The sequence below is a fragment of the Youngimonas ophiurae (nom. illeg.) genome (assembly GCF_049803795.1).
Classification (GTDB): Bacteria; Pseudomonadota; Alphaproteobacteria; order Rhodobacterales; family Rhodobacteraceae; genus Thalassobius.
Genome location: NZ_JBNAGJ010000001.1, coordinates 256,989 through 271,520, shown reverse-complemented (window position 1 = coordinate 271,520; position 14,532 = coordinate 256,989). Strand labels below are relative to the sequence as shown.

The window sequence follows — 14,532 nt, the reverse complement described above, 5'->3', positions numbered from 1 at the left end:
TAAATGTCGAGCCCGTTGCGTGCCTATCTGATGATTTTTGGTCTTGATACCGGTCCGGTAACTAGAGTGCACTCTGACCTGAAGGACATAGTTGGGGACTGGGATGCTCGGGCGACAAAAAACACCTCCGCAGTTTTACATGTTGGATTTGATCGGGTGGCCACGCGCCACTTTCAAACCTTAGCTCAAGAGTTTCCCGGTCAAGTTCTGCTAACAAAAGGCGCAAAGGCCTGTTTGCCCAAGGGCTATGCGGCCTCAAAAGGCTCAGTTGGGAGTGTTCGCGACGAAGAAATCTTCTTGGGTTTGACCGGTTGGGGCTATGTTGCGGATGATCCGTCTCCACCGCTACCTTCCAAACCCACCGAGACAAAAAGTGCAGTCGGTGGAACAGCACAAAAAGAACTTTGGATTGAAGGCTACTTGATGGCTTTCCCGAAAGACAGAGATCAACTGGACCAAGCCGGTATACTATGTGACGCGAGTTATTTAGAGAACGAACACGTTTTACCACATGCGCTTCGGAAATCTCTGGGGCAATTTCGCCAAAACCATCTTACCCTAGGGAACTCTAGCGATCCTTGCCTTGTCGCACGGCACTCTCCACCGTGGCTACAGGAACGTCGTTTCGATACCCTGCCGATTTCAGTCCGTGTATCAAATGTATTCTCGCAGAACGGAATCAACTCGGTTTCTGACCTAGCTTCATTCACGACGGCGGGCTTGCTGCGCATAAAGAACTTCGGAAAAACGAGTATTAAAAACGTTATAAGCGCCCTGAATCAAGGTATCGCGGAGGGCCCCTTTTCGGAGAAAGATGAACTGGCGAAAGGGTTTAACCTCGCTTTCTTACCGTCGCTTCGAAATGCACTGGAAAACCTGAATGATAGAGAAAAGGATATTGTTAACAAGCGTATGGGTCTCGATACCGCGCAAATGACTCTGGCCGAGATCGGAGACCAATACGAAGTGTCCAGAGAGCGTATTCGTCAAGTCGAAGCCAAGGCTGTGACCAAAATTATTGCCACAGAAATCTGGGATGACATTTTCGAAAGAAAAATTCTCGAATTCCTTAATGATCGAAGCGAACCATTGCCACTGCGGGCATTGGAGTTATTGGACGATTGGTTTGAAGGGGCACAAGAGAAACCAAAAGTGTTCTCGTACTGGTTGGACGCAATTCCAACTCTGGATGCCCACCTCATCTCGATAGATGATATCGACTATGTCACAGAGCTAAACCAAAACGATTGGGAAGTCGCGGAACGAGAAGCGAAGGCCCTAATTCAAAGCGGCATTGGGTCGGGTTGGTCTGAAGAACTGTGCAGAGACAATGTACACGGCCTGCTCGCCAGCAAAGGGCGGGAACTCAGAGATGTTCTCTGGGAGCGAGTCAGTGTTCTTTGTCATTTTGCAGACACCGGATCAGGTAGAATACTCCAGTCGTATGGAAGAGGCGCTGAGCAAGCTGTTCTTGTTGTGATGGAAGAAAGCGAAAAGGCTTTGCACTTCACCGACTTGGCAGAAAGAGTGGCTTCGCGTTTTGAACAGGAATTCGATGTCAGACGTGTTCACAACGCTGCATCTAATGTTGGCCTGCTTCTGGGAAGGGGGACTTACGGCCTGAGAAAGCACATACCCTTGTCGGACGCGGAGTTTTGTAATCTTGGGGATCTAGCAGAGGAAATTGTGCTGGATGGCCCGGAAGAACGACAGTGGCACGCCTCTGAAATCCTCGGGCTGTTGGCGGACCGCGCCGAATTGCAGTATGCAAATGTTGATCAGTACATTGTCAGCGCCTCCTTAAATAGCCGCGAGGCGGTTGAAGACCTCGGCAGATTGGTGTGGCGAAAACGGGGAGCGGACGGAGCAGACAACCATGCACGGATAGATATCCGGCAGGCATTGCTCTTCATTCTAGAAGAAGCTGGGCACCCCCTTCACACAAAAGAGCTCCGAAAACGATTGAATGAGAAAAGGGGCACTCAGCAAGCCTTTCAAATCGTACCCTCTGACCCTCTTATTCGAGTTGGCACATCATTGTGGGGCATCAACGATCGAGACGTTCCGATCAAACGCCAAGATCAAAAGCATCTCGCCACTTTGGCTAAGTCTATCCTATCTAACACTGGTCATGGCATTCACATTACGGAAGTGCCTAAGTATTTTCATAACCTGCCTGCAATTGACCCCGAAGCACTGTTCAGTTTGTTAACGTTGGACAGTTCCCTACGAGTCAGCGTTGGGCGATACCTGTTCCTCCAAGACTGGGAAGATTCAAGACGAATTTCTCTTCCCGAAGCGCTCGAAGGAACACTAAAAAACGCAGAAAAACCCCTCTCACTGAACGAGATACTTGTACGTGTTACGCACCGGATGGGTCGAACGTGCGAAAAAACCGCTGTGTCAGGTGCGCTTCAAGGTTCATCTGCAACTCTTGACGAATGGGGCAACTGGTCTGTTTCATCTAACGACTGACTAAGACGCATGACCTCGGAAAAACTTCGTTTTCAAGAGTACTGCAAAACCATAGTTAGATGTACTAGCAACACGGCATTTTGGCTCTAGCTCCCAGCGACAATTGCGCTTTCGAACACAATCTATCCGAACTACACTACGCTCAGGATTGGCAGAAAGAGCCAATCTCGGGGCGTAGTAACCCCGCCGTCAGCGGTCGGTATCGACCGCAACGATACCTCCTCGAACCCTATGGTCGGGGAGGCGCTGGCGTATGTCCAGGGCTTCGGCCTAAAGGCCAACGCGGTCGTCTGACGGCGGCTTACTAACTCCCCGGCTGCCAGAGGAAACTCTGGTGGCCGATTTCGTTAGTAGAGGAGCCGCTATGTCCAGCAGTGATTTTGAGAAACAGGGAACATCCGCCGTTGGCGCATTCGTCGGTTCCCAGATCGTAATTTTGGAACTCATCGCCCTCGGATTTGGACTGCACTACCTGCAAGGCATGGACGCGAGCATGCAGACCCTCGTCGCGGCTGTCCTCGTCGTCGTGTTTGCCTTTACCCTGATCACCGGCAGGGGCTTCCCGCATTTCCGACACCGGGGCAAAGCCGCACTCTTCGGGATCCTCGCAGGATTCTTCACCCTGCACGGCGCGGTCACATTCCAACACCAGCGCGAGACCTATCTGGCCGAACTCAGTGAAAGCGACCCGGTGGCCTATCTCGCCGAACTGCGCGACATAGACGAAGGCCGATGGCTTATCGCTCTCGAGGAACTCGACCCTGCCGCCCATGCGACAGAAATGGAGCGCCTCATTGGCCGATCCGACGACCTCGCCCAGCGCCGCGAGGCATTCACCCAAGCGACGACAGAACTGGTTTCGGAGGGAGCCTGCACATTGGACGAGTTTGCCGAACATGGCGGTTGGGTCAGATCGACTACCCACGGAACAAGCCCGGTCTATTTCATGTACTGCGGCGGCGCGACTGTGGCCGACCGCCTGTATCTGGATGCGTCTACCGGCAGGCGGTTCCGGTAAGGTGGGTTGCTGGTACTAAGCCCAGCGCCAAGGGACCGCCACACGTCCGCAGACGTCCGCCAAGGCCCGTTGTTGCCTTTGGTGGCGGTGTACCCGGCCCAAGGCGCTTCGCCTGCCTAGCACAGTTCTACGGCCCCGGCAAAAATGTAACCTGTAACTGTAACTTAGGTCGAACAGGGTAAACAAAAGGGGGTAGCACCCCCCGATAGCACCCGTGCAAATGTGTGCGGGTAAGGTACGGGTTACAGGTAACGCAACCCGCACCATTATCTTAAAACGGCGTCTTCGGCGACGCGCTATGGGTTTCGAGAACAACCGTTCCGCCTTGTTTGCGAACGGCGAATATCTCGGCTTTACGTTCGAACCTGTTGCCACGGGCAAAGCCCTTTCTGGGACGCTTGTCGCTCCCGGAAAGATCGTGCAGCCGATAGGAATGGTGTTCCCAACCGAGGGCGTCCATAGCGGCCTTGATCCGACGAGCATCACTAGGCGAAACACGCGGCGTATCGAGGTTCAACAACAGCTTGATGCTTTCCATGGAAACCACGCCCGTACGATCCGCAAAATTGTCGGTGAGGACTTCGGCAAGCTCGTCTTCGACCATGCGTTCGCTTTGGGCGGAACCAGCTTCATCCCACAAATGCTCGGACAGCGTAATGGAGCTACCTTCGCTCTCCCGAACCACGGCTTCAGCCCAAAGCTGATCGACGTCGGCGGCAAATCGAGCAAGGTCAATTTCACCGACAATCACCGGCCACATCCGCCGATTGCCGGTCAAATCCCGAAGATAGGATTGCTCATTGGTCGTGCCGAGAATGACGCAATGACGTTTGAACGACAGAGCATTGCGAGCATAAGCAGGGCGAAAGTTGTCCGTGGACGTGCTAAGGAATTTCTTCAAGTTCTGGCTGGTCGTTTTGTTCAGACCATCCAACTCCTGACACTCGACGATCCAAGCTCGTGACAACAACTCCGCTTTGGTCTTGTCATCGCTGCGCAGGTCAAGGCTTCCACAGAACCATTCGTTCCGGATCGCCAACATGGCGGCAATCTGAGATTTGCCCGCGCCCTGCGCACCCTCGAACACCAACATGGGATCGAATTTCACGCCCGGTTGTTTGATCCGGCGGACGCCAGCGACAAGAAACTTGCTGCCGAACTCGCGATTCAGTTCCGTGTCTTCTGCCCCGCAGTAAGTCACCAACCATTTTTCGACACGCGGAGTGCCATCCCAGACCAACCCGTCGAGGTAGTCGATAACCGGGTGGTACTTGTTCTCATGCGCCACAGACAACAGTTCCCGCCGAATGGCCGCAGGGCTAGCGTTGAAACCTAGTTCTCTGCTGAATGCACTGCAGAGGATTTCGATAACATCGTTCAGGTCTCGTCCTTCGAGTTGGTAGCCGATAACCTCATCTGAGTGGTTGAACAGATTCCGCCGCGCTTCAATGTCCAGCTGGGCAAAAGCGAAACGGATATTGTCAGGGACATTCGGGATCGGGTTTCCTTCATCGTTCCGTACCGGCCAGCCGCCCTGCTGCATTTCCAGCATGGCGTAGGCACGTTCGATCTGACGACGTCCGTATTTCTGCGGATTGGAGTTTTCGAGGACATGGGCGCTGATGCCAATTTCCGGGTCGGTCAGGATAGACAATACATGACCAGGCTCCATGCCGTTGCCCAACATCCACTTTGTGGCCGCAATCACCAATTCCGACCGGGAAGCATAAGCCGTATCCAGAGGGTTCTCCCCGGTCATAATCACTTCCGCCCATTTCTGATCGAGCGGGATGATCGAGTTCAGATCATCCGGCAAGGGCAGTTTATCGAAATCGGGCAGGCTGCTCGATTTCCCCGTCGCTGCAATCGGCAGTTTCGGCTCCGACTTGAGCCGACGCATCTGAAAATCTTCGACCGAGAAGGTCACAGGAGGAGAGTCCAGATTCATCGGGTGCAGCGGAAAAGCCAGTTTAGGTTCACGCCCATCGGCGCGTTTCTTGTCGTCCAACCAATTCATCGTCCACGGTACGCGCATGAGGCGGCTGGCGTCATGCGTCCCCAAACCTCCCTGCAGAGCGACCAGCAACGCATGGTTCAGTTCTTCGGCCAGTTCGACCCTGATCGGCTCAGTTAGCCGCCACACCGCTTGGAAACCACCACCAGTAAACCAAATCGCAGTCGGGTGCGGGATACCCTTAGGGCGAGTTCCTTCATCGCATAGCAGGGCAAGGATACGATCTTTCTGCTGGTTCAGATCACCGGGGTAGTCTTTAAAGTCGAGATCGACATGCAAGTTGCCAGCAGCGCTCAGATTGCATTTCTTGCGCGGACCTTCGAGGAACTCGGCGTTCGGCAGAAAGTACAAGTTCCGCCGATAGAGATCGCTGTTATTGCTTTCCACAAAGCGGACGGCGGACGCGGCATCGTTGGCCGGGTAGAACTTGTGCTTCGGATTGGAATTTCCTTGGCTACTCATTTGCTCAACGTAGACTGGAGCACCGTTCGTGAGCCAGCTTATCCATTCAATTGCCTTGTGGGAATCGGGACGCAATTTATTCGACATCGGACGCCTCCCCAAAGCTACGAGCTTCAAGCCATTGGTCGATGTCGGGGCGGCGATAAAAAACACGCGTTCCGATTTTCACATAGGTAGGGCTATTCTTGTAGCAGCGGCGTTTTTCGAAAAACGACACGCTCATGCCAGTGTATTCGGCGACCTGAACGGTCGTCATCAGATCAAGTCTCTTAGGATCAGCCATAGTCATCTCCAAGCTGAAACGATCCTGCTGCCCAAGCAGCAAGATGTTTAGTGGGTGACTACGGTCCGTGGGTCATACGTTTCTTTAAGGGGCCTCCCAGCCGTTTCGGCCCCGCCGTCCTACTACCGGCCTCTCACCGGCCCTGCGTTTGTCGTTACGCTCTTGGGACAAATCTCTTGTAGGCAGGTCAAAATTACCAAACTGGGCAGTGGCATCAATCGCAAAATACGCTGCGTGCAAGCCCGTCCAAAACAATCTAACGCACCTGTCGCGCGCGCTCGCACGAACTGGCGACCGCAGGATCAGTCGATAAACACAAGATTGGTTTCATATTTCATTTTTCGGGAAATGGGCTGCGCTCGTGGATTCGATCTGAACCGGTAGCCGGTGGCACGCTCTCCCCCGAGCAGCCGTTGATGGGGCGGGGTCACCCTGTCCACCTGACAGTCACGAGCTCGACCGCAAGTGCAACAGGCCCCGCCCGGTTACTTAAACACCGTGGGCAATAACACCGGGGCCTTTCCAGACGCCTTCCGCTTTACAGTCAGAGGGCCAGATTTCCAGATACTCACCGGTACTCTTTTCCAGTTCTATTCCCAAGTGAGGTTCCTTCTCCAAGCCGGACCACCACGACAAAAACACATTCAACAGATCCTGAGAGCTGGAGCTTTTCGCCACTCCCTCAACAAAGGACTTGGTCAAATCAAGACTGGGAAGCGTAAACAGAGGGGAGCCATTGAGAAACTCACCCATATCCTTCGCGTCGTCCTTGCGAGGAACTTGAAGCACACGCCGCGGAATCGGAGCCTCGGAATGCACTTCAGGGAAAACCTCCGGATAAAGAGGTGACATGAAGTCGATGATGTGTGTTTCGGTCTGAACCCACATGTGGAAGCCGTTCTCATTCGCATGGATGCGGCGTTCCTCTTCCTGACCAATTCCAAGTACGCACTGCCCATTGGGATGATGCAACTGCCATGCACCCGCGACAGGGCGGCACGGGATGTTGAGCTTTGAATTCATTACTGCGGCTCCAAAACACGCGAAGATGGCGCAACCTCCGACTACGGTTTTCGTGTGGCCCGTCGTCTCAAGCAAGCCTTGGATCGCGGTGGTAATGAGATTGAATTCGTTTTGGGTGATCAAACTTCTATGGGTCATTGCCCTTTTCCTTCATTGATTGAAAAACCGATCGTTTCATCGGACTTCTCATGCTTCGTTTTGTTGCAGATTGATGTGGTGAGTTTTGACTAGCTACGGCAGCCTGAATGGTGGTCGATGCGAATCCGACCACCAAAACCTATTCGCCAACCGGGGCTTCCTGCTGTGCTGCCAGTTCCAACCACGCCTTGATCTTGGCCCAAGGCCAGACACGGTTACGCCCGTGATAGTTGGGCACAGGGAAACGCCCTTGCGCGATCCTGCGATCAAGGACGGCTGGGGACATTGCACACAATGCCCGTACTTGTTTTGCGTTCAACAGGGCTTGGTCAGGCAGCGAAGCAAAGTCGATTTGCGCCGCCCGCGATCCAGCCCCGACGGTTTTGTCGAGTGACGTCATGGATACACCTTCAGTCTTGAGATTGAGGTGCTGGGAAGAGCGGTGGGAGAAAAAATCCACGGAATCCCAGCAGTTGCGAACTGATTGGGACATCTACGCGGTTCGCGACCTAGTTTTGGGTCAGTCGCAGCCTTGTCAAAGGCCCACAGGTCATTGGCGCATCACCGCCTATGTTACTCTCGATCAAAGACACAAGGTAACCCGTCAAACCTCCAAAACAGGCTGACGGCCTGCCTATACCGCTACTGATTCATCGGTACATTGTCAATCTGCGGATGCCATCAAGAATTAGGGCTTTGTTTTCCATGAACAAAGTTGGCCCAATCCTGCATCATCGCCCGACGACGCTCAAGCATGTCTGACCGCCGATATGCACGTTCAACGGCTGATCCCATATTATGTGCGAGGGCGATTTCGGCCATTTCGCGTGGCCATTCCGTTTCTTCTGCAGCCCAATCACGAAAAGTCGAGCGAAAACCATGAGGTGTCGCAACCCGGTTCGATTGGGTGTCCTTCCAACCGTCCCCATCGGCAGCTTCCTCTGCTGCGTTCATCTTTTTAACAATCGCCGCGATAGTCATGTCGCTCATGGGTTTGCCGGAAGTGCCACTCCAGATGATTTTGGCTCCGGCGAGGCGGGGTGTCGCCTCCAAGACGGCCATGGCTTGCTCCGACAACGGGACACGGTGGCTTTTGCCAGTTTTCGTCCGTCCGGCGGGTACGTTCCAAACCTTTTGCTCGAAGTCGATTTCATCCCATTCCGCGTTTCGCACTTCGCCAGAGCGGCTGGCCGTCAGGATGAGAAATTCGAGGGCAAGAGCCGAATTTGACACTTTACGCTTCTTAAGTGACCGCATGAACTCGGGCATATCCTTTACCGGCAACGCCGGATGGTGACCCTGCTTATGCAGCTTACTCGGGGGGGCCAAAATCTGATCCAAGTGGCCGCGCCACCTTGCCGGGTTCTCGCCGGTCCGATGGCCGCTCACAGCGGCCCAATTCAATACGCGTTCCACTCGGCTCCGCACCCGTGAGGCCGTGTCCGGCTTCTCTTTCCAGATCGGGCGCAAAACTTGCAGAATGTGATCCAGCTCGATCTTGTCGACGGGCAAATCACCCATCGTTGGGAACGCATATGCCTCCAAAGAATTCTCAAACTGCTGACGAGCACGGTGAGCGTTCTTCTGGTGCATGATTTTGTCTTGGCAAAACTCCAAAACGCATTGCTTGAAAGTCTTGGCCGCTGTTTCTTCAGCAGGTGGCTTGGACTGCTCCCTGAGTGCTCGCCTCTCCTCAACTGGATCAAAGCCCGCCCATGCCCGATCAAGGGACATCCGCGCCCGCTCACGAGCCATACTCAATGTCACAGAGGGATAACTCCCAAGCCCCAAGTCACGACGCTTGCCGCCAAATGTCATCCGAAGCACCCAAGAACGAGAGCCGGACGCCTTTACCTGCAAGCATAGCCCGCTGACTCCGCCAACCCTGTGGTATCCCGGCTTGTCCAGTTTATCGACTTGAAAGGCAGTCAGTTCTTTGAGAGTACGACGCGGCAAATCTCGCTCCTATTTACCCCCCTATTTTACAGTTCGAAAGATAACTCGAGAGGAGAAGAGAGGAAAGGCAAATCGTCACGAAATTGAAAAAATGCTTTAAGATCAATAAAGAGGAGTGCGGATGGCCGTGGTACTCGCCTCCAATAAAATCAATGACTTGCGTCATCCTTCTTCTCCTTCACTGCCATTTTTGAAACAACCGTTGAAACTTTCACGTTTCGGTCTTGCTTCGTTCCATTTGATTTCTTGCCTCTTGAGCACGCTTCGCGAGCTCTCTTTGCCGGATAGGTCCACCGTATTTTTTTAGCATCTCAACACCTGAGTGGCCGGTGACGGCCTTGACCATCTCGTCATCACATCCAGCCAGATAAAGTTCGATCGTCGCGTTTTTCCTGAGCCCGTGCGTTTTGTAGTAGCTCGCCTTCTCGTGCTTCATCTTCTTTTTGATGGCACGCATTTCCTCGGCAACGATACGGTAACTCACTGGTCGACCTTTCGCGTCGGTCACAACGGTGCCGTCCGTTCGTGCGAGCCCGTCGAGATGGGCTTTCAGGCGGTCGGTGAGCGGGATCCAAAGAGGCTTGTCGGTTTTGCCCTGCGTGAAATCGAATCCTTCATCGGAGAAGTGCTCCCATTTCATCTTCACGACATCGCCAATACGCTGGCCTGTTCCAACGCAAAGCTCGTAAACCAGCCGCGCCCTCTTTGAAGCCAGCGCTTCGAACTCGGCCCGAACATCATCTGCCCGCGTCCACTGCTGCTTTGATCTCTTCCAACTTCATCGCAAAGCCCGACCCACGGCCCTGAACGGGGCTGTCAATCGGCCACATTTGCGAAGAAAATGTCTGCGCCAAAATCAGACGCCAATTTGCTCCGCAAGGAATGACTCGCCCGCGAGACAGGGGAAATTGGTGGCTGATTTTGGGGATGGACTAAGGTTGACCGCCACGGTCAGGGATGTTGGGCGGACCAAACAAAAAGAATGGTGTCTGGATCGGGGTGAACGGGCCAACGGCCCGTTGAACCCCGGTGCAGTCGATTGGAATTTGTCGCCCGCGCACCAATGCGCGGGCTCGTATCCATATTTGGGAAGATATGTTTTTCGGACCGTCAAAAAGAATGAAACTCGGTAGGTAGGAGCCTTTCATGCTGAACCACCTGCAGCCGACATTGAAACTTCTTCGAAATCGAATAATTCGTTGCGCTGCCGCATGTCCGCTTGGAGCCCAGAGTCCCCGATGCTGCACGCCGCACAAATGACCTGAATCCGCATGAAGCTATCGTTCGACCTTTTTCAGCCCCGATTTAAGGGGAAGCTCACGCCACCGCCGGGTTTTCCCGAAAGCGGCCATTTTTTGCTGCTATCTATCGCATGACCACTTGTCGTTGGTATGCAAAACACAAATTTGTGTGAAGCGAAGATTTTCTTTGAACCTCTAGTTGGTGTAGGTTGTAAGTGTCTTTCGGAATACGCGGCACTTGGTCCGCAAATTGACGATCAAGACGGAGAAGAAATCAGAATGTTGACAAGACGCCATTTCATCGCGACCACGACGGCCCTATTCTCGGCACCACTTTCGTCGCCCGCTTTCGCCAACACATGGCCGACGGGGTCACAAAAAGCGGCTTGGGACGCACAAGTTACTCCAGAAAACTTCGTTCTTGAGACATCCAACCCATGGGGTCTTGCACCGCGATTCCTGCCGCAACGGGTCGAGGCGCGGGATGGGTTGGTGCCTGGTGATATCCATGTCGATGCTGTCGCAAGATATCTCTACCACATCGAAGAAGGTGGCACGGCGATGCGGTACGGGGTCGCGATTGCGCGCGGCAATCTTTACGAACCGGGCACCTATACGGTGCGCCGTCTGGTCGAGTGGCCGCATTGGACACCGACCCAATCAATGATTGAGCGTGACCCTGTGAACGCCCAGTGGGCTGACGGCATGGAGCCTGGTCCGACAAATGCCCTCGGCTCTCGTGCGATTTACCTCTACGTCGGACAGCGTGATACCTATCTGCGTATTCATGGCACGCCTCACCCCAGATCGATTGGAGGCCGCGCGAGTTCAGGCTGTGTTCGGATGGTGATGGCGCATATCAATGCGCTTTATCCAAATGTCGAAATGGGTTCGACTGTATATCTTTACTCCGCTTCGGATAGCGTGCTCACCACTAGCTGACAGCCAAAGCATCATCGATCACTGCAAAAGAATGAAAACGGCTCTGATGAATTCAGGGCCGTTTTCATTGTTACGTTTCAGCGGGCTGTTGAATGCAGATGGGACGGTTGTCAGCAGTCCGAAGCGGCAGAGGTGTCCTTTCAACCGGGCCATTGTGCATGTACCAATAGCAACTGTCCTCAGGACGCAAGAAAGCTGACATGAGATCTTGGTTGGGTCCCGCAATAGCAATCACCTCTTCAGGAATGGAAGGTGTCGGGCTTGCGTCGTCGGGCTCGCCCATAGTGACCGCGCAAGCGCTCACGAGCGGTATAAGTGTGAATACGGCTGCATTTCGCTTGATCATCTTTTGGCTCCCTTTACTCAAACAGTGTTGCTTCGCTGATATGATGAAAGCCAGACGATATTCAATCGTTCCCGCCTTCGGCCTCAAAACTTGCTCCGGCGCGTTGTTGGAAGGTGACTAATTGAGGCAGGTTTTCGTAGTTCAAACGATTATCGGACGCGCTGTCGTTTTTCTTCTTGAAGCTCTAGTTGCTGTAGCTCGTATCCTTATCAAAATAGTCGCGAATCTAAGGATAATTCATGCCACACGTTGCTGCTCATCATGATCACGATCATGCCGCTGCTTCTTCTGCAGAAACAGGCACAAGTTGCTGCGGCGGTGACGCTGTCGCGCCAACGCAAGTCAGCGCCTCCGATGGACGGAGTTTCCACGTCAACGGTTTGGATTGTGCCGAAGAGGTTTCTATCCTTAACCGGGTCGTCGGGCCGGAGGTCGGTGGGACGGAATTTCTGGCCTTTGATGTCATCAATGCCCGAATGACCGTTCTTGAAGGTGGCACGTCAGTGTCCTCGGACAACATCATCAAGGCGGTCGCATCAACTGGCATGACGGCCAAACCGTGGGATGTCGAGGACGCCAGCGCTGATCAGGCTGCACATCTGAAGAAACAAAAGCTGTTCACGATGCTGAGCGGAGGCTTTTGGGCGGCGGGGTTCATTTACCACCTTGTTGAAACTGGCATCGGCGGGGCCATCGGCATTTTTTCCGGCCATGGTGAAGCCGCGATGCCAATTGCGGAAATCGCCTTGTTCGCTGGCGCTATTCTATTGGGTGTGTGGCTGGTCGCACCTAAAGCATGGTCGTCTGCGCGTCGGATCTCTCCTGATATGAACCTGTTGATGGTGGTTGCCGTTGCCGGTGCAATCGCACTTGGAGAGTTCTTTGAGGCCGCGACTGTTGCGTTTTTCTTCTCACTTTCACTGTATCTTGAAAGCTGGAGCGTCGGGCGCGCACGGAATGCTGTCTCGGCACTTCTCGACCTCGCGCCTCCGACGGCGCGGATTATTAACGATGATGGGTCTGAGGCTGATATGCCTGCAGCGGCCGTTGCTATTGGAACCAAGTTCATCGTGCGCGGTGGTGACCGCATTCCTCTCGACGGAGAAGTTGTCGACGGGGCGGGAGCCGTCGACCAGGCCCCTATTACGGGTGAAAGCGCCTTGGTGCCAAAGGAGGCAGGCGACGATGTCTACGCGGGCACCATAAATGGTGAGGGCACGTTGACTGTACGGGCATCGAAGGCCGCGTCTGACACGGTTCTGTCCAAGATCATTCGCATGGTTGGCGATGCGCATTCGCGTCGCGCGGAGGTCGAACAATGGGTGACAAAGTTCGCCCGCATTTACACGCCAGTTGTGATGGTGCTTGCCATTCTCATTGCTGTAATCCCCCCACTTGTCGCGGGCGGCGATTGGGGCTTTTGGTTCTACAACGCTTTGGTTCTTTTGGTCATCGCCTGCCCTTGTGCTTTGGTGATCTCGACTCCAGTTTCTATTGTCGCGGCCCTCGCCGCCTCGGCGCGCAACGGTGTGCTGATCAAGGGCGGAGCCTATGTCGAAGCCCCGGGTCGCACGACAGCACTGGCCATGGACAAGACCGGTACGATCACCATGGGTGAGCCCGAGGTTGCGGCCATTTATCCGCTTGGCGGCACAAGCGAAGCCGAATTGATGGCACGGGCCGTTGCCCTCGAAGCGCGCTCGTCACATCCTCTGGCACGGGCGATCCTTGGCCGTGCAGAGCGAGACGGAATAAAAATTTTCGCCGCCGAGGATACCCGAACCGTTCCAGGACGCGGCCTTGAGGGTCAAATGGATGGTCATTCCATATGGCTCGGCTCCGATCGGTTTGCCGAGGAAAAGGGCCTTGGCGGGGATATCCCGGCTGATCTACGCAATCAGATCGAAGGCGCTGGAAGCACGCTTGTGGCGATCGGTGACGCGAAAGGCGTCAGCGGCGTTCTCGAACTGCGTGACCGGATCCGGCCAGATGCCAAGGGCATTGTCGCGCGCTTGCACGCTCAAGGCGTTAAAAAGATCATCATGCTAACGGGTGACAACGCGGCCACCGCAAGTGCAGTGGCTGCCGAGGTCGGCATCGACGAGGTGCGTGCAGAACTCTTGCCCGAGGACAAGGTCACAGCGATCGAGGAGCTGGTCGCACAATATAGCACCGTCGCAATGATCGGGGACGGAGTGAATGACGCACCGGCAATGGCGCGTGCGCATTACGGCATCGCAATGGGCGCAGTTGGGTCGGACGCTGCGATTGAAACGGCGGACATCGCGCTCATGACCGATGATATCGGCAAAGTTCCATGGCTGATCGGGCATTCGCGCCGGACTATGTCGATCATCAAACAGAACATCGGCCTGTCTTTAGCAACCAAGGCAGTCTTCGTAGTCGCGACCGCCTTTGGCATGGCGTCCATGTGGGGCGCGATCGCGGCAGACGTCGGGGTTTCGCTCCTCGTTGTCGCGAATGCCTTGCGGTTGTTACGAGCGCGCGACAACGATCAAGGACCGCGCGGCGGAGAGCAAGTTGGCGAGGAATTGGCAAAGGGCGCGCTGGCTCACGGCCATTGATTGGCGGAAGGCAACGCTGTATCAGATAGGCAAAACGAACCTCCAAAGA

Annotated in this window: 9 protein-coding genes and 1 pseudogene; 4 read left to right on the top strand and 6 right to left on the bottom strand. The window is 54.5% G+C overall.

The window, feature by feature from the left end; translation table 11 throughout:
• The first annotated feature begins 3 nt into the window (after positions 1–3).
• Positions 4–2,475 carry a sigma factor-like helix-turn-helix DNA-binding protein gene (locus ACP15O_RS01425; RefSeq protein WP_425094245.1) on the top strand — a complete coding sequence of 824 codons (2,472 nt, stop codon included), beginning with the start codon at positions 4–6 and terminating at the stop codon, positions 2,473–2,475.
• A 364-nt stretch (positions 2,476–2,839) separates the two neighbouring features.
• On the top strand, positions 2,840–3,493 hold the full coding sequence (locus tag ACP15O_RS01420; protein ID WP_425094244.1) for a hypothetical protein: 654 nt from the start codon (positions 2,840–2,842) through the stop codon (positions 3,491–3,493).
• A 271-nt stretch (positions 3,494–3,764) separates the two neighbouring features.
• Here ACP15O_RS01420 and ACP15O_RS01415 read toward each other — a convergent pair whose 3' ends face one another.
• From ACP15O_RS01415 to ACP15O_RS01390, 6 genes and pseudogenes are all read right to left on the bottom strand, one after another.
• Positions 3,765–6,056 carry a virulence-associated E family protein gene (locus ACP15O_RS01415; RefSeq protein ID WP_425094243.1) on the bottom strand — a complete coding sequence of 764 codons (2,292 nt, stop codon included), beginning with the start codon at positions 6,054–6,056 and terminating at the stop codon, positions 3,765–3,767.
• Positions 6,046–6,252 carry a helix-turn-helix transcriptional regulator gene (locus ACP15O_RS01410; RefSeq protein ID WP_425094242.1) on the bottom strand — a complete coding sequence of 69 codons (207 nt, stop codon included), beginning with the start codon at positions 6,250–6,252 and terminating at the stop codon, positions 6,046–6,048. The genes ACP15O_RS01415 and ACP15O_RS01410 overlap by 11 nt, the downstream gene beginning before the upstream one ends.
• 489 nt (positions 6,253–6,741) lie before the next feature.
• Positions 6,742–7,413, bottom strand: a complete 672-nt coding sequence (locus ACP15O_RS01405; RefSeq protein ID WP_425094241.1) for a DUF2026 family protein — start codon at positions 7,411–7,413, stop codon at positions 6,742–6,744.
• A 139-nt stretch (positions 7,414–7,552) separates the two neighbouring features.
• A complete protein-coding gene (locus ACP15O_RS01400) occupies positions 7,553–7,813 on the bottom strand; it encodes a helix-turn-helix transcriptional regulator (protein ID WP_425094240.1) in 261 nt (86 codons plus the stop codon).
• Positions 7,814–8,094: 281 nt separating this feature from the next.
• Positions 8,095–9,369 (bottom strand): tyrosine-type recombinase/integrase, encoded by a 1,275-nt coding sequence (locus tag ACP15O_RS01395; RefSeq protein ID WP_425094239.1) that lies wholly within the window; start codon positions 9,367–9,369, stop codon positions 8,095–8,097.
• 211 nt (positions 9,370–9,580) lie between these two features.
• A pseudogene (locus tag ACP15O_RS01390) lies at positions 9,581–10,087 on the bottom strand (tyrosine-type recombinase/integrase); the annotation flags it as partial.
• Positions 10,088–10,889: 802 nt separating this feature from the next.
• Between ACP15O_RS01390 and ACP15O_RS01385 the strand changes: the two are divergent.
• Positions 10,890–11,552, top strand: coding sequence for a L,D-transpeptidase (locus ACP15O_RS01385; RefSeq protein WP_417248122.1), 663 nt, complete (start codon positions 10,890–10,892; stop codon positions 11,550–11,552).
• Positions 11,553–12,137: 585 nt separating this feature from the next.
• Positions 12,138–14,483: a heavy metal translocating P-type ATPase gene (locus tag ACP15O_RS01380; RefSeq protein WP_425094238.1), complete on the top strand. Its 2,346-nt coding sequence runs from the start codon at positions 12,138–12,140 to the stop codon at positions 14,481–14,483.
• Positions 14,484–14,532: the final 49 nt, after the last annotated feature.